Genomic DNA, 24,161 nt, shown 5'->3' with positions numbered 1-24,161 from the left:
AAAACAGAGTAATAAATAAGTAATAATTTGCTTAAATACTTATCTATTGAGTATTTAATGTATTTTTTACTTATTTAAATTAGAGGTTACTATGAAAAAACTACTTTTTTGTTCAGTTGCAACTTTATCTGTTTTATTAACCGCTTGTGGTGGTGGCGGTGGTAGCGGAAAAGCTGAAACCCCAGATGGTACTAAGGTTGATTTAACCAATAGTCCAAAAGGTGATGTAGCAGGTAAAACCGTTGGAGGTGAATTCTATGGTAAAAACCAAAATGACTCATTCTATGGGGTTTGGATCAATGATGCGAAAACGGTAAGAGAATTACGTTATCAAGGTACAGAAGCTACTCAACTTCCGTCTGGAACAGCAACTTATTTCGGTGATTCTTATTGGTTAAGTGGTGCAACTGGCGAGGTATCTAAAGGTGGTAAAACTACGTTGAATGTGGATTTTGACCGTAAAACTGTAGATGGAAAAATTGAATACTCACTGTTAAATGATGGTAGAGTTCAAGATATTACCTTGCACGAAACATCATTAAATGGTTCAAAATTCAATGGCGAGGCAAGTACGCTTTTAGAGAAGGGCACTTATGAAGGGGCGTTATTTGGTCAAGGGGCGAAAGAAGCAGCGGGCTTAGTGAAATTTCCTAAAGCTCCTTCTTATGATACTTCTTTCGGCGGTATTCGCTATTAATTCTATTTATAGTCAGGTAGAGATACCTGACTTCTTTCTTTTATTATTCTCACTCAATTATGCGATTTTGTATTTCATTGCTTGCCTTTTTCAGTATTCAAATGGTATTAGCAAATCATTTCAAACTTGAAGAACAGCTAAAACAAGCGATTTACCAACAAGAATTTAAAAAGATCCAAATTCTACTGAAAGATTATAAACAACAAGAAAATGCAGATCCTACTGTAATCGCTTATGCAAAAGCGAAGTCTGCCTTTATTCAACAAGATTACCAAACAGCAATTTCTATTTATAGGAATATCATTAGTCAAAAGCCGGAATTAAATTCAATGCGTATGGAGCTTGCGGTTGCCTTATTTGCAGATAAGCAAGATAACGAAGCTAAGTTGCAATTTGATAAAGTAAAGAGTGTTCCTGATTTGCCCGGAGTAGCTTACCAAAAAATTGAGGCTTATTTAGAGGCGATAAATCAACGTAATGAATGGCAATTTGACCTGAATTTTTCTTATCTTAAAACGGATAATGTAGCGAATGTATCTCACCAGCCACAGATTGAAAATACGGGTTTTATTAAAAACGAAACGATGTTACCACAGAAAGCTAATGGCTTTGTTTTTAATGTGGATGTAGCAAAAGATTTTAATTTATTTAATTCTCACTATTTGAGCTTTCGAAATGAAGCAACTGGCAAAATTTACTGGGATAATCACCGTTTTGATGATGTATCTAATCGCCTTCTGCTAGGTTATGCCTATAAAAAATCAGATAAAACACTACGTATTCAGCCTTTTTATGATAAACGTTGGTTTGGTAATAGGTCTTTTCATTGGTCTAATGGGCTTCAATTTAGTTATGATTTTGCTATCTCTAATCAATGGAAAAATCAGACGGTTTTATCATTTGAAAAGCGGTCGTTTTTTGATGAAAATTTGCAAGCCGGTAATATAAAAGCTTTCTCCAATACTTTACTTTGGTTGCCTAATCCTAAACAATTATTTTATGTTGGGGGGACAATATCAAAAGAAAATACGCGAGAAAAACAGTATGGCTCAACAAGCAAAAATATTCGCTTAGGCTGGTTACAAGAATATCAATGGGGAATTTCTAGTCAGTTGAGTTTTTCATTTACCCACCGAAAATTTCACGATGAGGCGATACTCGTAGGGATTATTCCTCTCAATAAAATCAGACAAGATAAAATCTATAGTGTGAATGCTAAATTTTGGAAACGAGATTGGTATTTATGGGGCATTACGCCTAAACTGAATATTGTATGGAAAAAGCAACAAAGTAATTTAGCAAGCCTCTATTCTTATACAGATAAGCAAATTACAGTATTATTTGAAAAGAGCTTTTAAATTAGGGGTGAAACCCCTAATGTTTAGTGATGTTACTGATTCTTCAAAATCTCATTCATCAACTGAATATCAATATGACAATAACCCGTTGGGTTTTTAACCAAGTATTCTTGATGATATTCTTCGGCAGGGAAATATTGTTCTAACATTTGATTTTCTACCGCTAACGGTTTATCGAATTGAGTTTGTAGCTCGCTTAAGGCTTGGTTAATCACAGGCAGATCTTGCGGATCGGTATGATAAATGCCTGTACGGTATTGGATACCGATGTCGCCACCTTGTTGGTTAATGCTCACCGGGTCAATCACTTTAAAGAAGTAATCCAATAATTTTGCTAAGCTGATTTGGTCAGCATCATAAGTTACTTTTACTACCTCAGCGTGTCCGCTGCCTGCACACACATCTTGGTAAGTAGGGTTGTCTGTATTACCGTTAGCATAACCTGATTGAGCTTTTACCACGCCTTTAATTCGTTGCATAAAAGACTCTACGCCCCAGAAGCAGCCGCCCGCTAAATAGATTTCACGAATGTTTTGCATATTTTCTCTCCTATAATCCTTCAATTTAAAGTATTAGTAAAAATTAACTAAAATTATACCGCTTGTAAAACACAATAATATATATTTTACCGATTTCAATTATAGATAATTGCATTTTTTACAAGATTTTTTACGCAAAAATAGGTATAGTATCGCCACCTTTTTTAATCAATTTATAATTAGAGGTTCTATGGGTACTCTTAACAGCCTTTTAGGCATTATTGTTTTACTATTCATCGCATTTTTATTTTCAAACAACAAACGTTCAATAAATGTGCGTACGGTATTAGGTGCGTTAGCGTTGCAAATTGCAATTGCGGCATTGGTGCTTTATGTGCCGGCAGGTCGTGATGCATTAAATGCAATGGCAAGCGGTGTTTCTAAAGTTATTTCTTATGGTAATGAAGGTATTTCATTCCTATTTGGTGGCTTAGTCAGCGACAAAATGTTTGAAGTGTTTGGCGGTGGCGGTTTTGTCTTTGCTTTCCGTGTGCTTCCTGTGATTATTTTCTTCTCGGCATTAATTTCATTGCTTTATTACATCGGGGTAATGCAATGGGTAATCCGCATTTTAGGTGGCTTATTACAAAAAGCGTTAGGTACATCTAAAGCTGAATCTATGTCTGCAGCGGCGAATATTTTCGTTGGTCAAACCGAAGCTCCACTTGTGGTAAAACCCTTTATCAGCAAAATGACTGAATCTGAACTCTTTGCGATTATGTCGGGTGGTTTAGCTTCTATTGCCGGTTCAGTAATGGCAGGTTATGCAGGAATGGGCGTACCATTAACCTACTTAATTGCAGCATCATTTATGGCAGCTCCGGCAGGTTTATTATTTGCGAAAATTATGGTGCCACAAACAGAAACGTTCCGTGATGAGTTAGAGGCAGTTGATTTAGAAAAACCAGCTAATATTCTTGATGCAGCTGCTTCAGGTGCGTCATCAGGTATGCAACTAGCCTTAAACGTAGGGGCGATGTTGATTGCTTTCGTAGCGTTAATTGCCTTAGTGAATGGTATTTTAGGTGGTATTGGTGGCTGGTTCGGCTATGACTCATTAAACTTAGGTCAAATTTTTGGCTGGATATTTAAACCTCTTGCTTGGGTAATTGGCGTTCCTTGGGAAGAAGCTGAAATTGCAGGGCAGATGATTGGTCTAAAATTAGCGGTTAATGAATTTGTAGGCTACTTAGAGTTTGCAAAATATTTAGCACCTGAATCAGCCATTCAGTTAAGCGATAAAACCATCGCAATTATTACTTTTGCACTTTGTGGTTTCGCTAACTTCAGTTCTATTGCTATTTTAATCGGTGGTATTGGTGCAATGGCTCCAAATCGCCGTGGCGATATTGCACGACTTGGTATTAAAGCCGTAATTGCAGGTTCACTGGCGAACTTAATGAGTGCGACTATTGCAGGCTTATTTATCGGCTTAGGCGGTGCAGTTTTATAATCTGAATAATGAATAAAACCACTAGAAATAGTGGTTTTATATTTTTTTATCTAACGTAAACGGTTGCTTGAAATTTGTCTATTTACAAGCGGTCAGATTTTTATAAAAATTTACTGAATCATTCATTTAATTAAAAAGGAGAATCGTATGAGTCTAAAAAATTCAGCTGAGATTGCACTTTCTTTGATGGATCTCACTACATTAAATGACAATGATACAGACGAAAAAGTTATCGCACTGTGTGAGCAGGCTAAAACCGATTTTGGTACACCGGCAGCAGTATGTGTTTATCCTCGCTTTGTACCGATTGCACGCAAAACCTTGAAAGCACAAGGTATTGAGCAAGTAAAAATTGCGACTGTTACTAACTTCCCACACGGCAATGATGATATTGACATTGCGGTTGCAGAAACCAAAGCTGCGGTGGCTTATGGAGCAGATGAGGTTGATGTAGTATTCCCTTATAAAGCGTTAATTGCAGGTAATGAACAGATTGGTTTTGAATTAGTTAAACAGGCTAAAGCGGTATGCCAAGAGAAGAATGTTTTACTTAAAGTGATTATTGAAACGGGCGAGTTAAAATCAGAAGAACTCATTCGTAAAGCAAGTGAAATTTCAATTCGTGCCGGGGCAGATTTCATCAAAACTTCCACAGGTAAAGTGGCAGTAAATGCAACGCTTGAATCGGCTCGTATTATGCTTGAAACTATTCGTGATTTAGGCGTGGCGGAAACCGTTGGCTTTAAAGCCGCCGGTGGGGTAAAAACCAGCGAAGAAGCAGCGGAATATCTAGCTTTAGCTCGTTCCATTTTAGGCTCGGATTGGGTTAATTGCTCACATTTCCGTTTTGGTGCATCAAGTCTATTAGGTAATCTGTTAGCAACATTAAAAGGCGAGCAGCAACAAGCTGTTCAAGGTTATTAATTATTCATCATAAGAGGAAAATAAAATGGCAACTCCACACATTAACGCACCTGAAGGTGCTTTTGCAGACGTTGTATTAATGCCGGGTGATCCGCTTCGTGCAAAATATATTGCTGAAACCTTTTTAGAAGATGTTAAGGAAGTAACTAATGTACGCAATATGTTAGGTTACACCGGTACTTATAAAGGTCGTCGCATTTCTGTGATGGGACACGGTATGGGTATTCCATCTTGTTCGATTTATGCTAAAGAGTTAATTACGGAATATGGTGTGAAAAAAATTATTCGTGTCGGCTCTTGTGGTGCAGTGCGTAGCGATGTTCGCATTCGTGATGTTATCATTGGTTCAGGTGCTTGTACCGATTCTAAAGTCAATCGTATTCGCTTCCGTGATAATGATTTTGCCGCCATTTCAGACTTTGAAATGACATTAGCAGCATATCAAGCGGCACAACAAAAAGGCGTGAATGTTCGAGTAGGGAATTTATTCTCAGCAGACTTATTCTATAGCCCGGATGTTGAAATGTTTGATGTGATGGAAAAATACGGCATTTTAGGCGTGGAAATGGAAGCTGCGGGTATTTATGCGGTAGCAGCGGAATATGGAGCGAAAGCATTAGCGATTTGTACCGTTTCAGACCATATTCGTACAGGCGAGCAAACCAGTTCGGAAGAGCGTCAATTAACTTTCAATGAAATGATTGAAATTGCGTTAGAGTCTGTACTGATTGGCGACAAACAATAAGTCTCAGTTTTTAAATTAACTATGGCAAGCGGTTAAATTTTGCAAAAAATTTGCAGAATTTGACCGCTTGTTATTTTCCTTTAGGGCTACTACCAAACTGCCTTTTATATTCTCTGCTAAATTGGCTTGGGCTTTCATAACCACTTTCATAAGCCACTTCGCTTACACTCACTCCTGCTTGTAATTTTTCCCTCGCCATATTAAGTCGTAGTGATTTTTGATATTGTAATGGGGTCATTGAGGTTATATTTTTAAAATGAGCGTAAAACCCAGCCACACTCATTCCCACCTCTTTAGCTAACTCGCCCATATTCACGTTTTCTAAATAATGTTGTTCTAAATATTGAGCTGCTTTCGCAATTTTATGGATTTTTCCCTCTTGAACCACTAAAGAACGTAACGCATTGCCTTGCGGAGATTGTAGTAAATAAAAATAGAGTTCTTGCAAAATCAATGGTGCAATAAAATCTATCCTTTTTGGAAAATAAAGCAAATTAAGCAGCCTTAACAGACAGTCATCAATCTCTTCAATTAACTGCCATTTTGTTTGATTGACAGAAACACCGCTGATTTTAACATCGGGTAATTGTGCCATTGTGCGAGCAACCAAATCAAAATCAATCCGCAAAGAAAGAGAAAGATAATCGCTATTTTCAGGCACATTAATGTTGAGTGTTGTAACAGGTAAATTAACGGGACAAAACATCATTTCATTGTGCCCGAAGACTTGGCATTGCCCATTGGTGCAAATTTGTCGTTCGCCTAACATTACTACACATAAGCTCGGATCTTGAATATAACCCTTTGTAACGCTTGAGCGATCGGCAGCATAAATGGTTAAACCTGGAATAGGCGTTCGCCAAATTTCATTTTTAGGCGAAAGTTGGAAAATGGAATGTAGAAGAGTTTCACGATTTTGCATAATGTTTCAATATTTAGAAAATTAGGCAAATTTTATAGAAAATCAAGCATTCTTAAAAGTAAAAAATAAGGCATAATTCAGCCATTACATTTCAATCACTTTTAAGGAAATAATACAATGAAAATTTTTTACCATACATCAGCCACTGCAACAGGCGGTCGTGATGGACGTACTCAAGTCGATGACGGCTCAATCGGTTTTGATCTAGTCGGTTTTCAAAACGAAAGCGGTAAGGTTGGTACTAACCCGGAGCAACTTTTTGCAATGGGTTATGCTGCCTGCTTTGACAGTGCAATGAACCACGTTGCTCCAACTTTAGGCATTAAACCAAGTAAATCCAGCACAACAGTAGGAGTCGGTATTGGTCAAAAAACAAATGGTGCGTTTGCATTAGATTTAGATATTACTATTACTGTTGAAGGATTAAGTTTGGATGAGGCGAAAACCTTGATTGAAAAAGCTCACGAGGTTTGCCCATATTCAAATGCAACGCGTGGCAATGTTGATGTGCGTTTACACGTTAATGTTGTTCAGTCATTTGATTTATAAAAATGATAAGAGGAACAGCTATGTTAGATTTTGAAACAACAGTTAAAACACGCCAATCAATCCGTAAATTTTTACAGACCCCGATGACGGAGCAAGAGATTAAACAGATTCTTGCCGATGCACAAAATGCCCCGTCTGCGTGTAATACCCAACCTTGGTTGGTTCACGTTGCTTCCGGCGAAACCTTAGAACGCTTGAAAAAACGTTTCCAAGTAACTTTCGCTCAAGGTATTAACCAAGCTGATTTTGAATTTGACCAAAGTAAATACAAAGGCGACTACGAACCACGTTGGCGTAATCAGTATTCCCACGTTTTCACCACCAGCTACGGCATTGCCCGTGAAGATAAAGCAGGTCGCCAAGTGGTTTATGATGACAACATCATCGGCTACGGTGCACCACATATGGCATTTTTGTTTATGCCGGCGATTGACGGACACGATGTGAATATCGCCAGCGATGTCGGTATGTATTCGCAAACTTTCCTGCTTTCTTTAACGGCTCGTGGCTTTGGTGGTATTCCGCAATTAGCGTTGGCGATGTTTGCCGATGATGTGCGTGAAGAGCTAGGCATTTCAAGCGATTACAAATTGTTGCACGCGATTTCATTTGGCTATCCTGATTGGGACGCAATGCAAAACAAACACCATCTGGGGCGTGTGCCTGTGGAAGAAAGTGCGAAATTGCACTGGTAATGAACAAGCGGTTGATTTCTTGCAAAAATTTGCAAAAATCAACCGTACTTTTTTAGGAGAAAACGATGACAAATTTATTTACCCCTTATACGTTTAATAACAATGTAGAAATCAAAAACCGCCTTGTGGTTGCCCCGATGACCCATTTAGGTTCTACCCCGGACGGCACGTTGGGCGAACAAGAACGCCGATTTATCAGCAACCGTGCCGAAAATATGGGTATTTTTATCACGGCGGCGACTCTGGTTGCAGACGGCGGTAAAGCGTTTTTCGGGCAACCAGCGGCGATTGACGAAAGCCATTTAGCCAGCCTTGCCGAAACCGCTCAAATCCTGAAAAATCAGGGGGCGAAAGCGGTGTTACAAATTCATCACGGCGGTATTCACGCCATTAAAGATTTAAACGGCAGCGACAAAATCTCGGCAAGCGATCACACCGAAACCGGCACGCGTTCAGCGACTGTACAAGAAATTCACGATTTAATTCAAGCCTTTGCCAATGCAACCGATTTGGCAATCCGTGCAGGCTTTGACGGCGTGGAAATTCACGGGGCGAACGGCTATTTAATTCAGCAGTTTTTCTCACGAGAGTTTAACCAACGCACTGATGAATGGGGCGGAAGCGTTGAAAACCGTCTGCGTTTTCCATTGGCGATTGTGGATGCGGTTACTGCGGTGCGTGAAAAACACGCCAAGCCGGATTTTATTATCGGCTATCGTTTTTCGCCGGAAGAGCCGGGCGAGAACGGTTTAACGATGGCAGATACCTTTGATTTGCTGGATGCGTTGGTCGAAAAACCGTTGCAATATCTGCACGTTTCGCTGTGGGATTTCTACAATAAAGCCCGCCGTGGAGCAGACGAAAGCAAAACCCGTATTGAGCAAATTCACGCTCGCATTGGCGGAAAATTACCGCTGATCGGGGTAGGTAACTTGCTGACGGGCGAAGCAATTGAACAGGCATTTTCCACCGGTTTTTGCGAGTTTTTGGCATTGGGGAAAGCGGTGATGCTCAACCCAAATATCGCTACACTATTGCAAGAAAAACGCTATGGCGAGATTGAAAGCGAATTTGACCCTGAACGTGCTGACCACTACGGCTATCCGGATCTGCTCTGGCAATATAACTGCGATGGTGGAAACTGGCTACCTCCTGTAAAAGGACGAGAGCATACCCCTTTGAATATCTAATTGACAAGCGGTCGATTTTTCGCAAAACTTTGCAAGAATTGACCGTACTTTTTATTTAAAAAGGAACAAACTATGATAATTTTACATTATCTCAACAACTCTTGCTCGCACCGGATTGTGTGGTTATTGGAAGAATTAGGGTTGGATTATGAACTGAAAATTTATCATCGCGAAGAGAGTGGTTTTGCTCCGGCTGAATTGAAAGCACAGCATCCACTCGGTAAGGCTCCTGTATTGCAAGATGGCGATTTAGTGCTTTCTGAGGGGAATGCGATTATTCAATATTTGATTGACCGTTATGGAAATGGTCGGTTAGAGCCAATGCGTCAGACGAATGCTTACTCAATGTATCATTATTGGCTTTCGATTTCAGCCTCTCTTTTCTCCGCTAACCTTATTGGTATGATTGCTAGTCGTTCTGAGCTTGGTGCTTTCGGTGATTATGCCAAAACACAAACGCCACTTTATTTTAATCATATAGAACAAGCTTTGGTCGGTAAAAAATGGATTGTAGGTGAAGAGCTTACGGGAGCGGATTTTTCGCTTTGTTTTCCATTGCAATGGGGTAGAAAGTATGTAGATATGGCAAATTACCCAAATATCGTTCGTTATCTCAAGCAAGTAGAACATCATCCTGCTTACCAAAAGGCGAATGTAAAAGCCCTAAAGCTAGAACTGGATAAATTTTAATTAAGTTAGTCTTATTATCCCTAACAATCTTTGTTAGGGATTTTTTTATCGCAATATTGAATATTAAGTCAATTTAAGTGAATATTTATTCAAAAATAAGCTTGAGTTTTCGCCAGAATCGGCTTAGACTAAGGTCAATTTTATCAAGATAAAAAGAAAAGGATGTTGAATGAGCAAATATAAAATTTTTGTGGACGGGGCTGTTGGCACAACAGGGCTACGCATTCACGAACGTTTAAATCAAGCAGAGGATATTGAGTTATTAACCTTGCCTGAAGAACAACGCAAAGATTTAAATGCACGTTTAGCTAAAGTAGCAGAAGCAGATTTAACTTTCCTCTGCCTGCCGGATGAAGCCTCAAAAGAATTAGTGGCAAATGTCCCGAAAAATGCCCGTATTTGCGATACTTCCACCGCCCATCGAGTCAATCCTGAGTGGGTGTATGGCTTTGCCGAATTAAGCGGACAACGTGAAAAAATTGAACACGCCAACCGTGTTGCTGTGCCGGGTTGCCACGCCACCGGCTATATTGCCTTAGTTCGCCCATTGATTGAAAAAGGCATGCTGCCGGCAGATTATCCGCTCAGTTGCCATTCATTGACTGGCTATTCAGGTGGCGGTAAATCAATGATCGCTGATTACCAAAACCCAGAGCGACCAGAGGCTTTTGGCGCCCCACGTGTTTATGGTCTCGCTTTAAAACATAAACACTTACCTGAAATGCAAGCCTTAACGCTAATGCAAAACCCGCCGATTTTCACCCCTGTAGTAGCAGATTACTATAGCGGAATGCTGGTTACTATACCATTGCCAATTTCCGCGTTACAAGCGGTCAAATCCGGCGAAGAAATTGCAAATCTGTTAAGCGATTACTACAAAGGCAACCCATTGATTAGTGTTCACCCTTTCCAAGATTTACCCGAATACGGTATGCTCTCTGCCAATGCTTTTTCTGGCAAAGACAACCTTGAGATTTTTGTCTATGGCAACGAAAGCCAAATTCTCCTCGCCGCCCGTTTTGATAATTTAGGCAAAGGGGCTTCGGGGGCGGCGGTGCAGTGTATGAATATTATGTTGGGTAGGGATGAAGTTTCGGGGTTAGAAATTTAGTATCATAATCAAATCTCCCCTAATCCCTCTTTTCTAAAGAGGGGAACTATATAGAGAGGAAAATATGCAACTACAAGAAATCAACCAATTCGCAAATTTACTAGAAAAATCAACCGCTTGTCTTGAAAAATGGCAGGATAAAATCATCGTGGTGAAATATGGCGGTAATGCGATGATTAACGAAGAACTGAAAAAATCGGTAATGGCGGATATTTTGTTGCTGAATCGTTTAGGCGTAAAAGTTGTATTAGTACACGGTGGCGGACCGGAAATTTCCCAAGGGGTGAAATTGCTAGGCAAAGAACCGCAGTTTATCAATGGCTTGCGTGTAACAGACAGCGATACCATCAACGTAGTATTGCAAATGTTAGCCGGCAAAGTGAATAAAAGTTTGGTCGCTTTGCTTAAAGGCAAAGGTATCGGCTTATGTGGCATTGATGGAGCAATGTTGCAATGTAAAAAATTAGAAGATGAAGTGGATTACGGCTTTGTGGGCGATATTGTGAAAGTGAACCCGCAAGTGATTGAAATCGCCCTTAACGCCGGTTTCATCCCTGTGCTTTCCACGGTGGGTGTGGATGAAAACGGGCAGGCGTATAATATCAATGCCGATACCGCTGCTAGCGAAATTGCGATTGCCTTAAAAGCAGCAAAATTAGTTTCAATGACCGATATTGCCGGTTTACTACGAGATCGCTTTGATGAAAATACCTTGATTCCTGAGGTAGAAGTAAGCGAGGTACAAGGCTTAATCGAGCAGGGGATTATTGCGGGTGGTATGATCCCGAAAATTGCCTGTTGTACTGATTTCATCAATGCTGGCGGTGTTGAGGCGAATATTATTGACGGGAGAGTCGAACACGCCATTTTAGTGGAACTCTTTGGCGGCAAGAACGGTACGCGTTTTTATAAAAAAGGATAAAAAATGGCAACAAGCAACAACATCAAACAATTAGATAAAGAGTATATTGCCCAAACTTACGGTAGATTTGATCTTGCCCTTTCGCACGGTAAAGGTTGTGAAGTTTGGGATTTTGAAGGTAATCAATATTTGGATTTCACGAGCGGCATCGGCGTAAACAGTTTAGGTTGGGCGGATGATGATTGGCTCAATGCAGTGGTGGCTCAAGCAGGAAAATTACAGCATACCTCAAATTTATTTTTTACTGAACCCTCAAGCCAATTAGCGAAAAAATTAGTAACTGCAAGCGGTCTAAAAAGAGCATTTTTTTGCAATTCAGGGGCGGAAGCGAATGAGGGAGCAGTAAAAACAGCACGCAAATATAGCCACGATAAATATGGAGCAGGGCGTTCAACAGTTTTAACCTTAGTGAATTCTTTCCACGGGCGGACAATTTCCACTCTTGCGGCAACAGGGCAGGATGTTTTCCATCAACATTTTCACCCATTTACCGAGGGCTTTGAATATGTGCCGGCAAATGATATTGATGCCTTAACAGCACGCTTGCAAACTAATGATGTCTGCGGTGTTTTGGTGGAAGTGGTGCAAGGTGAGGGCGGTGTTTGTTCGCTAGACAATGATTACTTGCAAGCGGTACAAACTCTCTGCCAAGAAAAAGATCTCATCTTTATTATTGATGAAGTGCAAACCGGCATTGGGCGTACCGGTACACTATTCTCTTACGAACAATTTGGCTTAAAACCGGATGTGGTTACACTTGCCAAAGGCTTAGGTGGCGGTTTGCCGATAGGGGCTTTTTTATTAGGCGAAAGAGTTGAAAATACGTTGGGTAAAAGCGACCACGGCTCTACCTTCGGCGGAAACCCTGTCGCCTGTGCCGGTGCTAATGTGGTGATGGATAAAATCAACACTGATTTCCTCGCCGAAGTACAACGCAAAGGGCAGAAACTCCGTGAAACTTTGGTCGCGTTGCCTAAAGTGAAATCCGTTTCAGGCTTAGGTTTAATGCTCGGTGTTGAATTTGAAGAGGGTGTTTTAGCCTCTGATGTGGTGGCAAAATGCATTGAAAAAGGCGTATTGTTCCTCACTGCAAAAAGTAAGTTACGTTTATTGCCACCATTAGTTATTTCCGATGAACAAATTGAACAGGGAATGAAAGTGCTGAAAGAGGTGCTGGAGAGTTATTAATTTCTCTATATTGCTTTAAATTCCAAAGGTTAATTTGAGGGCTGTATTTGATATAAAATCAAGTATAGCCCTTAATTTTTATTTATGTTTTTGGGCGTTGATGAAAATACTTATCATTGTTAAACTGTTGATTTTATTGGTTTTTATACTTCTGTTGATATATATCAAGTCATTTTTACTTCTTTTGGGTTAAAGTCTAATTTGCCTAATATTAATGGGGGAAATTATATGAGTGATGTTAACCTTAACTTAAATCGTCGTCGTTTTCTGAAAACAACCTCCGCAACAGGTTTAGCGGCGGCAGCTTCCGGTTTATCCCTTCCTTTTACAGCGAAAGCTGAATCTATTCCGGTTAAAACAGCCGGTGATGAGAAAATCGTGTGGAGTGCCTGTACCGTAAACTGCGGCAGCCGTTGTGCTTTACGTATGCACGTTAAAGATGATCAAATTACTTATGTTGAAACCGATAATACGGGAACAGAAACTTACAATGTTGATCACCAAGTAAGAGCTTGTTTACGCGGTCGTTCAATGCGTCGTCGGGTTTATAATCCTGACCGCTTGAAATATCCAATGAAACGTGTAGGCAAGCGTGGTGAGGGTAAATTTGAGCGTATCACTTGGGATGAGGCTTTAACCACGATTGCCACATCTTTAAAGAAAAATATTGCCGAATATGGTAACGAAAGTATCTATCTCAATTATGGTACCGGGACTTTAGGTGGAACTATGACAAAATCTTGGCCACCGGGCTCAACTATGGTTGCTCGCTTAATGAACTGCATTGGTGGCTATTTAAACCATTATGGCGATTATAGTACTGCACAAATTGCAGTCGGGTTAGATTACACCTACGGTGGTGGCTGGGCATTGGGTAATGGTATGGCGGATATCGAAAATTCCAAACTGATCGTCTTGTTTGGTAATAACCCTGCCGAAACCCGAATGAGTGGCGGTGGTTTAACCTACTGTATTCAACAAGCTAAAGCAAAATCGAATGCTAAATTAATTATTATTGATCCTCGTTATACGGATACAGGCTTGGGTAAAGAAGATGAATGGATCCCTATTCGCCCTGGTACCGATGCTGCGTTGGTATCGGCTCTTGCCTATGTACTTATTACTGAGAATTTAGTTGATCAGCCATTCCTTGATAAATATTGTGTTGGTTACGATGAAAAAACCTTGCCGGCAAGTGCACCAAAAAATAGTCACTATAAAGCCTATATTTTAGGGCAGAGTGGTGATGGTATTGCTAAAACCCCTGAATGGGCGGCAAAAATTACCGGTATTCCGGCTGACCGTATTGTGAAATTAGCACGAGAAATTGGTGCAACGAAACCTGCCTGTATTTCACAAGGTTGGGGCCCCCAACGCCGTAGTAATGGGGAAATTCTTTCCCGTGCGATTGCGATGTTACCTATTTTGACCGGTAATGTGGGAATCAGTGGCGGTAACACAGGGGCGCGTGAAAGTACTTATGGTATTCCGTTTGTGCGCATGCCGACTTTAACTAACCCTGTTAAAGCCAGTATCCCGATGTTCCTTTGGACGGATGCGATTATTCGTGCAACAGAAATGACCGATAAAACGGACGGTATTCGTGGTGTTGAACGTTTGAAAGCCCCAATTAAGGTGATTTGGAACTATGCAAGTAACTGCTTAATTAACCAACATGCAGACATTAATCGTACTCACGAGATTTTACAAGATGACTCTAAATGTGAGCTTATTATTACGATTGACAACCATATGACTTCAACCGCGAAATATAGCGATATTTTGCTACCGGACTGTACCACATCTGAGCAAATGGACTTTTGTTTAGATGCTTTCACTTCCAATATGAACTACATCATTTTTGCGGATCAAGTGGTTAAACCGCCATTTGAATGTCGCAATATTTACGATATGTTAAGTGATTTATCAGAAAAATTGGGCGTAAAAGAGCAGTTTACTGAAGGTCGTACACAGGAAGAGTGGCTACGCCATATTTATGAACAATCCAGAGCTCAGTTGCCTGAATTACCGACTTTTGAAGAGTTTAGAAAACAAGGTATTTTCAAAAAAGTTGATCCTAACGGTTTCTTTATTGCTTATAAAGACTTCCGTGAAAACCCAGAGGCAAATCCATTAGCGACGCCATCAGGTAAGATTGAAATTTACTCTGAACGTTTGGCTGAAATTGCAAAAACCTGGGAATTGGATAAAGACGAAGTGATTCATCCGCTACCAATTCACGTCGATAGCTTTGAGCATTATGGTGATCCACTCATGGAAAAATACCCTCTGCAAATGTGTGGTTTCCACTATAAAGCCCGTACCCACTCAACCTATGGTAACGTGGATGTGTTGAAAGCTGCTGCACCACAAGAAGTATGGATTAACCCGATTGATGCAGAACCTAGGGGCATAAAAAACGGCGATATGCTGAAAATCTTTAATGATCGTGGTGAAGTTCACATCAATGCCAAAGTGACTCCTCGCATTATGCCGGGGGTAGTGGCGTTAAGTGAAGGTGGTTGGTATGCACCTGATAATAAAGGCATCGACCACGGTGGCTGTGTAAATGTGCTGACAACACAACGTCCATCTCCTTTGGCAAAAGGCAATCCACAACATTCTAACTTGGTTCAAGTTGCAAAATTATAGGAGTAAGCTATGGAACAATATGGTTTTTATTTCGATTCTGAGCGTTGCACCGGCTGTAAAACTTGTGAACTCGCCTGTAAGGATTATAAAGATTTAGGCACGGATGTGAATTTTCGCCGTATTTATGAATATGCGGGCGGTAACTGGATACAAGACAATCAAGGCTGTTGGAATCAAGATATATTTACTTACTATATGTCAATTTCTTGTAACCACTGTGATGATCCTGCTTGTAGTAAAGTTTGCCCGACAGGTGCTATGCACAAAAATGCAGATGGCTTTGTAATTGTCGATGAAGAAAAATGTATTGGCTGCCGTTATTGCAGTATGGCTTGCCCTTACGATGCGCCTCAGTTCGATATTAAAAAAGGGCTGATGACCAAATGCGATGGTTGTTATTCTCGAGTGAAAGAAGGCAGTAAACCGATTTGTGTGGACGCTTGCCCGTTACGTGCATTAGATTTCGCGCCTATTGCAGAATTACGTGAAAAATATGGCAATCAAGCCTCTATCGCGCCATTGCCATCATCAGAATTTACCAAGCCAAATTTGGTGGTAAAACCGAATAAAAATGCTCGCCCAAGTGGTGACCAAACCGGTTTTTTAGCAAATCCAAGAGAGGTGTAATATGAACGGCTTACATGAATTACCTTTGATTATTTTCACCGTACTTGCTCAAACGGTTGTTGGTTGTTGGTTGATTTTTACCTTTATTTTATGCCGTAATCATTCAGACCAAAGCCGAGCGTATTTGCATAAAGCGATGTTTATTCTGCTTGTCTTATTGGCAATCGGTTTTATCGCATCCGTTCTGCATTTAGGTTCACCAATGCGTGCATTTAATAGCTTAAACCGAGTAGGCGAATCAATGCTCAGTAACGAAATTGCCAGCGGGGCGACTTTCTTTGCATTAGCCGGATTATATTGGCTACTTGCCGTACTGGGCAAAATGCCGCAAGGAGTTGCAAAAATTTGGCTAATTTTGACCGCTTGTATCGGTTTGGTATTTATGTATATGATGAATAATTTATATCATATCAGTACAGTACCAACCTGGAATACGGCATTTACCTCGTGGCAGTTCTACTTAACTGTAGTGATTGGTGGTAGTGCTTTAGCTTACGCTTTGCTTCACTCAAATCCGCATAAAGAATATTCAATTTGCCATTTGCCTTGGGGGTATTTGATAGCGGTATTTTTGGCAGCGATCGTGGTAATTTATCAAGGTTTTGGACTTAGCGAAGTTTACAGTTCAGCAGCACGAGCGACAGATTTAGTGCCAGACTATGCTGTTATGCACGTTATCCGTCTATGCTTATTAGCGGTTGCAGGTTTCTTACTTTTCAAAATGAAAAATGTATTTAATCTAGCCTTAGCTGTTATTATTGTCTTATTTGCGGAAATGATTGGCAGAACCGTATTTTATGGGCTACATATGACAGTGGGAACCGCGATCGTAGGATAGTGATTAATTAAAGGTGGATAGCTGTTCACCTTTAATTTTATATAAGGTATTTATGAGTAATAAAGCAATGCAAGGTAAGAATGAACAATATTATGAGGCATATCTAAGCCATAATTTTATTTCACGGCGTGGATTGCTACGTAGTCTTTTTCATTCAACTCCCAAGCCTGAGCGAGATACTACTCGTTTGGCACATCGTCCGCCTTTTGCAGCAGAGGAATCTTTATTTCTTGCTGCTTGTACAGGCTGTGGTGATTGTGTGCGTGCTTGCCCATATAATTTGATTCAAATTCAGCAGCAAAAAGCAGTTTTGGAATTGGATTATATGAGTTGCGATCTTTGCGGACAATGTGCAATGCATTGCTCGCAAAATGCTCTTAATATTGCCTTTAAAAAGGATACGGAACTTAGACCCCATTTCGCTAATGATTGTCTGGTTAAGAAAAATCAATCTTGTACTGTTTGCCAAGAGAAATGCCCTCAGCAGGCAATTTCTAATAATTTAACGGTGAATAATGAGTTATGTAATGGCTGTGGCGAATGTAAGATAAGTTGCTTTTTATCTGCGATTCAACTAGTGTAATGACTTTTCAGCCATAAAAAATCCCGCATTAAGCGGGATTTTTTATGGCATTATGAGCGTTTCATAATCTCAAAAAAACCTTCGTTGGTTTTTGCCATCATTAATTTATCAATTAACCATTCGATCGCATCCACTTCATCCATAGGATTCAGCACTTTACGCAACATCCAGGTTTTTTGTAGCTCATCGGCTTCCATTAACAAGTCATCTTTACGAGTGCCTGAGCGGTTAAAGTCAATGGCTGGGAAGATTCGGCGTTCAGCAATACGGCGAGATAAGTGTAATTCCATATTACCTGTACCTTTAAATTCCTCAAAGATAACTTCGTCCATTTTTGAGCCGGTATCCACAAGGGCAGTCGCAATAATGGTTAAGCTGCCGCCTTCTTCCACATTACGTGCGGCGCCGAAGAAACGTTTTGGACGATGCAATGCGTTGGCATCTACACCACCGGAAAGAATTTTACCTGACACAGGGGTTACTGTGTTGTAAGCACGAGCAAGACGGGTAATAGAGTCTAATAAAATCACTACATCTTTTTTATGTTCGACCGAGCGTTTGGCTTTTTCAATTACCATTTCAGCCACTTGAACGTGGCGGGTTGCCGGTTCGTCAAAGGTCGAGGCAATCACTTCGCCACGCACAGTGCGTTGCATTTCCGTTACCTCTTCCGGACGCTCATCAATTAAGAGAACGATCAACTCACATTCAGGGTGGTTAGAGGTAATGCTTTGAGCGATATTTTGTAGAAGAACGGTTTTACCCGCTTTTGGAGGTGCTACGATTAACGCACGCTGACCTTTACCGATAGGAGCCGCCAAATCTAAGATACGAGCGGTTAAATCTTCTTTTGAACCGTTGCCACGTTCCATTTTTAAACGAGAGTTTGCGTGTAATGGTGTTAAGTTTTCAAATAAAATTTTGCTACGAGAAACTTCCGGTTTATCATCATTCACAGCATCCACTTTTAACAGCGCGAAGTATCGTTCCCCTTCTTTTGGTGGACGGATTTTACCTTCGATTTTATCCCCTGTTTGTAAGTTGAAACGGCGGATTTGGCTTGGCGAAACGTAAATATCATCAGGTCCGGCTAAGTACGAACTATCCGCAGAACGCAAGAAACCAAAGCCGTCCGGCAAAATTTCTAACACGCCTTGACCGAAAATATCTTCACCACTTTTTGCGTGTTGTTTGAGAATGGCAAAAACGATATCTTGTTTACGTAAACGAGCAAGATTTTCCAAGCCCATTTGGTTTTCACCCATTTCAACAAGATCAGAAACGGGGGTATTTTTTAATTGAGTAAGATGCATAATTGGAATGTATAATTAATAATGAAAGATTGGATTCTTTGATATTTAGCTAGAGACGGTTTAACCGTAAAAGATATGGCGAAGAATACCGCAACCATCGCAAAATTGCAAATTTTTTATAAAAAATGACCGCTTGTGGAAAGAAAGCTGCCTCTAACTACGGAATAGATTCTTTGTTAAAGAGGCAGCTTGTTTTTATTCTTCAATGCCAGTCGTTACACTAAAACGGCGTGTCTCTTTCGGTTTTAGCATAATTAACGTTCCACTGTTCTGTGCTGCTAAGAAGCCTTCCGGACGGCAAGTCGCCGGCAGAACAAAAGCCCCAACTTGTTGATCGGCATTGTATAAAATCCAACGAGTTGCGTAATTGAATTGTGCCGATGAGAATTTTGCCAGGTAATTATGACCTTTTGGTGAATGCATACGATATTCAAGTTGTGATTGATATTGCTGCAAATTATCCATAAAGAACACAATTTCCGGATTATACATCTCATCATTTTCCAATGCGGATAGTGTATATTTTCCTTGATTGATTTCCTCGTTAAATTTTAGCCATTGTGGGGTAGGTTTAACGTGTGCCGGTATAGTTTGACGCAACTGAATTGCACTATCCGGAATGTTTTGGCTGAATGTTGCACTATGTTCATAGCAATAATTCATATGGCACATATATTGCAACGGCATATCAACACTGGCGAGGTTTGTCACTGACATATTAATATCAAATAAGGTGCTGTCAGCTGATAACATCACTTCAGGTTTAGCTAAGTAATGATCGCCAAATCCTTTGACATATTCAACTTCACCACCAAGACCTAATTTGTCATCTTCAATAATCAACCAAGCTTTATCCATTTCGGCACAAGGCATTTCTCCGTGTAAAGGGTGATCGTCTTGCGGACTTGGGCAACCGTTACGAATTAATCCGGAGTGGAACGCAAAGCAACCATAGGTGTCAATAATCGTTGTTCCACGCTTAGGTTCGCTGAACATATTTTTCATTGTGAGGGTATGCCCATTAAATTGAGCATCCCAAATGATTTGCCCATAAAAAGGTAAAACAATGACAAAACCTTTGCTGTTAATAAGTTTAACAGCCTCAATACCAGATTGATATTTAAATACAACCGCACTTAGTTTTTCATTTTGGAAAATTAATTGTTCTTTTTCGGTAAACTGTGATTTGGATAAATAAAGATAGCTTTTCATACTATTTCTCCTCGTTTTCTTTTAATTTGCCATAGAAATAATATCCAACATAAGCAAAGCAGAATAAAGGTACAATAAAGGCAAGTTGTAGAGATCCTAATGTATCTGATACATAGCCGTGAATTGCAGGTACAACCGCTGCACCGATAATTGACATTACGACAACAGCTCCTCCCACTTCTCTGTGTTCTTGTGCAACTGTACCTAATACGGAAGCATAGATTGTTGCCCAACAAGGACCAAATAATAAGCTGGCAAAAATAGCGGCATAAACTGCAGAGAAATCATGCACAAAAGCGGTGTAAGCCAAAGTGATGACACCTAAAATGGAATACCATAGTAAAACAAGATCAGATTTGAATTTAGTCATCAAGAAATTAGCGATAAATTTACCAATAAAGAAACCAATAAAGCTATAGACCATGAAGTCCGATGCATCTCTCTCATTCATATCACTCAAATTTAATGCTAGGCGAATCGTAAATGACCATACAGCTACTTGCATTCCAACATAGAGGAATTGAGCGATAATCCCTTTTTTAAATTTACTGTTAGTTGCTAAATATTTTAGTGTGTCAGTAATTTTTACCTCTGATTTACCGGTTTCCGTAACAGCTTTACATTTAGGGAAAGATGTCAATAAGAATAAAAGTGTTACTGCAATTAGTACGAAGATTAAATATTTATATGGCTGTAAAGTATGCTCTAACATTGATAACTTAAAGGCATGTAGTTGTTCTGGGGTCATACCAGCCATTTGTTCTTCAAGAGTTGCCCCTTCTTGGAAAATGAGGTATTTACCCAATAAAATACCAGCAATCGCTCCCACTGGATAGAAGGTTTGACTGATATTTAATCTCAAGGTTGCATAGTCTTTATGTCCAATCATTGAACTATAAGTATTCGCCGAAGTTTCTAGGAAACTTAATCCGATAGCGATAGAGAAAATAGCCGCTAAGAACATGGTATATGTTGCCATATGGGAAGCCGGATAGAATAATGAACAGCCACCAATATATAGGACTAACCCGATTAGAATCGCAATTTTATAGCTGGTTTTTTTAATTACTAGTGAAGCTGGTATGGCGATTAAAAAATACCCGCCATAGAATGCACTTTGTACTAAAGCACTAGCAAAATCACTCAGTGTGAATACGCTTTTAAACTGGGTGATTAAAATATCATTTAAGCTCGCAGCAGCTCCCCAAAGAGGAAATAAGCAAGAGAGTAAAATAAATTGGAAAATAGGGGTTTTATTTAGATAGCCATCAGGCATTTGTTGAATGTCTTTCATACTATATTCCTTATTTTAAAGATTGTAAGAATTGTTCAAATTGTGCTTTATCAGGATAAGAAGATTGAGTGCCTTGTCCTGTTACACTGTAGGCTGAATAAGCGGATGCCATTTGCATTGCTTGTTTAACGTCATTAGTTTGTATATAAAAATGAGCAAAACAGCCAATAAAGGCATCTCCGGCACCACTGGTATCAATTGCATTGACTTTGTGTGGGGATATATGAGTGACTTGATCCCGATGGAACCAAACCGAGCCTTTTTCGCCTAAAGTTACAATCAGATTTTTTAAACCTTTCAAAAATAAGCTGTTGGCCGCGACTTGGATTTGTTCCATATTTTCAACCGGCATACCGGTTAGAATTTCGAGCTCAGTCTCATTCGGCATAAAGAAATCACATTTACAGGCATAATTAATGTCTAATTCTTTGCTTGCCGGTGCAGGATTAAGGATGACGGGAATCTGATGTTTATTGGCAAAATCAATCGCGTAATAAACCGTTTCCAAAGGAATTTCCAGTTGTAAAATAAACAGTTTACAGTTTTTTAACTGAGCTTCGGCACGATCAATATCTGCGGGTTTTAAGTGAGAATTTGCTCCTTTAATAATGAGGATACGGTTTTGTGAAGACTCATCTACAAAAATGGGGGCTACGCCACTGGATACTCCTGCTACTTTTTCGACAAAATCCGTATTCACACCATATTGCTTGAAATTTCTGATGGTATTGTCTGCAAATACGTCATCACCAACCTTAGTCATCATCATTACTGATGCACCTAATTTGGCTGCTGCAATAGCTTGATTCGCTCCTTTTCCACCGCAACCCATTTTGAAATCAGGGGCTTCCAACGTTTCCCCCATTTTAGGCATTTCATCAATATAGCTGATTAAATCCACCATATTTGAACCAATTACTGCAATATCCATAATATTCTCCTCTGTAATTAATGTTATAATTGTCACAAAATTTATGTTGTTTAGTATATTAAAAATAAAATGTTAAAAAAGTGACAAAGATCACAGTTTTTAAATTTTTTTGCGGTATCATATAAAAAAGTGAAAATAATTACATAAACCTAGATAAGGAGAAAATTTATGCCATCTTATGACATTGCCAGATTTATTGACCATACTGCATTAACCGCAGAGAAGACAGAACAGGATATATTGAAGCTTTGTGATGAAGCGGTTGAACATAATTTCTTTTCTGTGTGCATTAACTCAGGCTATATTCCATTAGCCAAACAGAAATTACAAAATACAAATGTTAAAATCTGCACAGTGGTGGGATTTCCATTGGGAGCGAATTTACCTTGCGTAAAAGCCTTTGAAGCTAAGGAAGCAATAAAAGCCGGTGCAGAGGAAATTGATATGGTGATTAACGTTGGGTTGATCAAATCAAATCAATGGGATTCTGTTAAAGCAGATGTTCAAGCCGTTTTAATCGCTTGCGAAGGGGCTTTACTTAAAGTTATTTTGGAAACTTGCTTATTAACTAAAGAGGAAATCACGAGAGCTTGTGAAATTTGCCGAACTCTCGGTGTTGGTTTTGTGAAAACTTCGACAGGTTTTAATACGGGCGGTGCAACAGTGGAGGATATCATATTAATGCGTCAAGTCGTTGGTGATAATATTGGCGTTAAGGCTTCAGGCGGTGTGCGTGATACCGAGACTGCAATGGCAATGATTAAAAATGGTGCAACGCGAATTGGATCAAGTTCAGGGATTGCTATTATTAATGGTTTAGCAGACAATAACGCTACCTATTAATCAACAGAGCCTGTGTATGGATAAAAAAATACAGTCACGAATTCAGAAGTTGGAATTTTTACTCAAACAAATGGATAAAATTCATTTGCGTGATGCTGCGAATATTTTGAATGTATCAGAGATGACAATTCGCCGTGATTTAAATACGGATACAGGCTCTGTCGTCCTTTTAGGCGGATATATTGTTAAGAATCCGCACAAAAATACGGATAACAGCTACCAAATTTTCGAGCAAGAAACAAAACATATTGCTGAAAAGATGGAAGTTGGTCGTATTGCTGCCGATTTAGTCAAAGATGGAGATGTGGTTTTTTTTGATTGTGGTTCTACTATCCCTTTTATTGCATCACAAATTGATCCTTCCATTAAATTTACCGCACTTTGTTGCTCGATCAACACTTTTATGGTGTTACAGAATAAACCACATTGTGAAGTTATTTTATGTGGAGGCAATTATTCAAGGAATAATTCTTTTTTAATTCCTGTTCAATTGACAAATGAACTAGATGCCATTTGTACAACAAAAGCCTTTATTTCGGCTGCCGGAATTGATGAGAATAAAGGAATAACCTGCTTTAATTTTGATGAAGCCAAAACTAAGCAAAAAGCTATGCAAAAAACGCAACAGTCTATTTTAGTAATTGATTCATCAAAAATAAATCAAGTCCAAAAAGCTTATATTGATAAGGTTGATAGATTTGACACAATAGTATGTGATCAGAAATTACCTCCCCACTTTTTTAAATAAAATATGCCTGTATTAATATAATACAGGCATATTTTCTATGATTTTAGGCATAGTAGACAAAATAGTTGCTGATTTTGCAAAAACTATGCCAAGTGGACAAAATAGTTGCTAACCTTATTTTTTTGATTAGGTTAGTA

At 39.5% G+C, this 24,161-nt stretch carries 24 protein-coding genes; 18 read left to right on the top strand and 6 right to left on the bottom strand.

Features of this window, described 5'->3' with window-relative positions; genetic code table 11:
* Positions 1 to 91 precede the first annotated feature (91 nt).
* Entirely contained in the window at positions 92 to 697 is a 606-nt protein-coding gene (locus tag V6W77_RS07370; RefSeq protein WP_334254249.1) for a factor H binding protein domain-containing protein, read from the top strand.
* 59 nt (positions 698 to 756) lie between these two features.
* Positions 757 to 2,055 carry a surface lipoprotein assembly modifier gene (locus V6W77_RS07365; RefSeq protein WP_334254248.1) on the top strand — a complete coding sequence of 433 codons (1,299 nt, stop codon included), beginning with the start codon at positions 757 to 759 and terminating at the stop codon, positions 2,053 to 2,055.
* Positions 2,056 to 2,087: 32 nt separating this feature from the next.
* Here the strand turns inward: V6W77_RS07365 and msrA are convergent, their stop codons facing one another.
* Positions 2,088 to 2,594 carry a peptide-methionine (S)-S-oxide reductase MsrA gene (gene msrA / locus V6W77_RS07360; RefSeq protein WP_025235513.1) on the bottom strand — a complete coding sequence of 169 codons (507 nt, stop codon included), beginning with the start codon at positions 2,592 to 2,594 and terminating at the stop codon, positions 2,088 to 2,090.
* 190 nt (positions 2,595 to 2,784) lie between these two features.
* On the opposite strand from msrA, the gene V6W77_RS07355 reads away from it, so the two are divergent.
* From V6W77_RS07355 to deoD, 3 genes are all read left to right on the top strand, one after another.
* Positions 2,785 to 4,047 (top strand): NupC/NupG family nucleoside CNT transporter, encoded by a 1,263-nt coding sequence (locus V6W77_RS07355; RefSeq protein WP_334238806.1) that lies wholly within the window; start codon positions 2,785 to 2,787, stop codon positions 4,045 to 4,047.
* A gap of 147 nt (positions 4,048 to 4,194) precedes the next feature.
* The gene (gene deoC / locus V6W77_RS07350; protein WP_334236044.1) at positions 4,195 to 4,971 is read left to right on the top strand and encodes a deoxyribose-phosphate aldolase; all 777 of its coding nucleotides are present in this window, start codon (positions 4,195 to 4,197) and stop codon (positions 4,969 to 4,971) included.
* A gap of 25 nt (positions 4,972 to 4,996) precedes the next feature.
* Positions 4,997 to 5,716, top strand: coding sequence for a purine-nucleoside phosphorylase (deoD, locus tag V6W77_RS07345; protein ID WP_025235516.1), 720 nt, complete (start codon positions 4,997 to 4,999; stop codon positions 5,714 to 5,716).
* Between the two features lie 70 nt (positions 5,717 to 5,786).
* Here deoD and V6W77_RS07340 read toward each other — a convergent pair whose 3' ends face one another.
* A complete protein-coding gene (locus V6W77_RS07340) occupies positions 5,787 to 6,638 on the bottom strand; it encodes an AraC family transcriptional regulator (protein WP_334254247.1) in 852 nt (283 codons plus the stop codon).
* Positions 6,639 to 6,755: 117 nt separating this feature from the next.
* Here V6W77_RS07340 and V6W77_RS07335 point away from each other — a divergent pair, with 117 nt between their 5' ends.
* The 11 genes from V6W77_RS07335 to napF all read left to right on the top strand — a co-directional run bounded on the left by V6W77_RS07335 (position 6,756) and on the right by napF (position 17,683).
* Positions 6,756 to 7,187, top strand: a complete 432-nt coding sequence (locus V6W77_RS07335) for an organic hydroperoxide resistance protein (protein WP_112111241.1) — start codon at positions 6,756 to 6,758, stop codon at positions 7,185 to 7,187.
* A gap of 20 nt (positions 7,188 to 7,207) precedes the next feature.
* Positions 7,208 to 7,882, top strand: coding sequence for a nitroreductase (locus V6W77_RS07330; RefSeq protein ID WP_334254246.1), 675 nt, complete (start codon positions 7,208 to 7,210; stop codon positions 7,880 to 7,882).
* Between the two features lie 65 nt (positions 7,883 to 7,947).
* Positions 7,948 to 9,072 (top strand): NADH-dependent flavin oxidoreductase, encoded by a 1,125-nt coding sequence (locus V6W77_RS07325; RefSeq protein ID WP_334254245.1) that lies wholly within the window; start codon positions 7,948 to 7,950, stop codon positions 9,070 to 9,072.
* A gap of 72 nt (positions 9,073 to 9,144) precedes the next feature.
* Positions 9,145 to 9,762, top strand: coding sequence for a glutathione S-transferase family protein (locus V6W77_RS07320; RefSeq protein WP_334254244.1), 618 nt, complete (start codon positions 9,145 to 9,147; stop codon positions 9,760 to 9,762).
* A gap of 169 nt (positions 9,763 to 9,931) precedes the next feature.
* A complete protein-coding gene (gene argC, locus V6W77_RS07315; protein WP_334254243.1) occupies positions 9,932 to 10,873 on the top strand; it encodes an N-acetyl-gamma-glutamyl-phosphate reductase in 942 nt (313 codons plus the stop codon).
* Positions 10,874 to 10,937: 64 nt separating this feature from the next.
* Positions 10,938 to 11,795: an acetylglutamate kinase gene (gene argB / locus V6W77_RS07310; protein ID WP_283387037.1), complete on the top strand. Its 858-nt coding sequence runs from the start codon at positions 10,938 to 10,940 to the stop codon at positions 11,793 to 11,795.
* Positions 11,796 to 11,798: 3 nt separating this feature from the next.
* Positions 11,799 to 12,983, top strand: a complete 1,185-nt coding sequence (locus V6W77_RS07305; RefSeq protein WP_334254242.1) for an aspartate aminotransferase family protein — start codon at positions 11,799 to 11,801, stop codon at positions 12,981 to 12,983.
* Positions 12,984 to 13,211: 228 nt separating this feature from the next.
* Positions 13,212 to 15,635 carry a DMSO/selenate family reductase complex A subunit gene (locus V6W77_RS07300; protein ID WP_334254241.1) on the top strand — a complete coding sequence of 808 codons (2,424 nt, stop codon included), beginning with the start codon at positions 13,212 to 13,214 and terminating at the stop codon, positions 15,633 to 15,635.
* 9 nt (positions 15,636 to 15,644) lie between these two features.
* Positions 15,645 to 16,262: a DMSO/selenate family reductase complex B subunit gene (locus V6W77_RS07295; RefSeq protein ID WP_334236050.1), complete on the top strand. Its 618-nt coding sequence runs from the start codon at positions 15,645 to 15,647 to the stop codon at positions 16,260 to 16,262.
* Position 16,263: 1 nt separating this feature from the next.
* The gene (locus V6W77_RS07290; RefSeq protein WP_334254240.1) at positions 16,264 to 17,100 is read left to right on the top strand and encodes a dimethyl sulfoxide reductase anchor subunit family protein; all 837 of its coding nucleotides are present in this window, start codon (positions 16,264 to 16,266) and stop codon (positions 17,098 to 17,100) included.
* 52 nt (positions 17,101 to 17,152) lie between these two features.
* On the top strand, positions 17,153 to 17,683 hold the full coding sequence (gene napF / locus V6W77_RS07285; RefSeq protein WP_334254239.1) for a ferredoxin-type protein NapF: 531 nt from the start codon (positions 17,153 to 17,155) through the stop codon (positions 17,681 to 17,683).
* A gap of 50 nt (positions 17,684 to 17,733) precedes the next feature.
* Here the strand turns inward: napF and rho are convergent, their stop codons facing one another.
* From rho to rbsK, 4 genes are all read right to left on the bottom strand, one after another.
* Positions 17,734 to 18,996, bottom strand: coding sequence for a transcription termination factor Rho (gene rho, locus V6W77_RS07280; protein WP_025235525.1), 1,263 nt, complete (start codon positions 18,994 to 18,996; stop codon positions 17,734 to 17,736).
* 195 nt (positions 18,997 to 19,191) lie between these two features.
* On the bottom strand, positions 19,192 to 20,208 hold the full coding sequence (locus V6W77_RS07275; protein ID WP_334254238.1) for an aldose 1-epimerase family protein: 1,017 nt from the start codon (positions 20,206 to 20,208) through the stop codon (positions 19,192 to 19,194).
* 1 nt (position 20,209) lies between these two features.
* The gene (gene fucP, locus V6W77_RS07270) at positions 20,210 to 21,502 is read right to left on the bottom strand and encodes an L-fucose:H+ symporter permease (protein WP_334254237.1); all 1,293 of its coding nucleotides are present in this window, start codon (positions 21,500 to 21,502) and stop codon (positions 20,210 to 20,212) included.
* Positions 21,503 to 21,512: 10 nt separating this feature from the next.
* Complete coding sequence (gene rbsK / locus V6W77_RS07265) at positions 21,513 to 22,433, bottom strand: ribokinase (protein WP_334254236.1); 921 nt, start codon at positions 22,431 to 22,433, stop codon at positions 21,513 to 21,515.
* Between the two features lie 168 nt (positions 22,434 to 22,601).
* Between rbsK and deoC (V6W77_RS07260) the strand changes: the two genes are divergently transcribed.
* Both deoC (V6W77_RS07260) and deoR read left to right on the top strand, forming a co-directional pair.
* Complete coding sequence (gene deoC / locus V6W77_RS07260) at positions 22,602 to 23,276, top strand: deoxyribose-phosphate aldolase (RefSeq protein ID WP_334254235.1); 675 nt, start codon at positions 22,602 to 22,604, stop codon at positions 23,274 to 23,276.
* Positions 23,277 to 23,292: 16 nt separating this feature from the next.
* Positions 23,293 to 24,024 carry a DNA-binding transcriptional repressor DeoR gene (deoR, locus tag V6W77_RS07255; RefSeq protein ID WP_334254234.1) on the top strand — a complete coding sequence of 244 codons (732 nt, stop codon included), beginning with the start codon at positions 23,293 to 23,295 and terminating at the stop codon, positions 24,022 to 24,024.
* The last annotated feature ends 137 nt before the right edge of the window (positions 24,025 to 24,161 follow it).

The sequence above is a fragment of the Mannheimia indoligenes genome (assembly GCF_036880405.1).
Classification (GTDB): domain Bacteria; phylum Pseudomonadota; class Gammaproteobacteria; order Enterobacterales; family Pasteurellaceae; genus Mannheimia; species Mannheimia indoligenes.
Note: the sequence above shows the minus strand (reverse complement) of the source record. Positions and strands in the feature narration are given on the sequence as shown.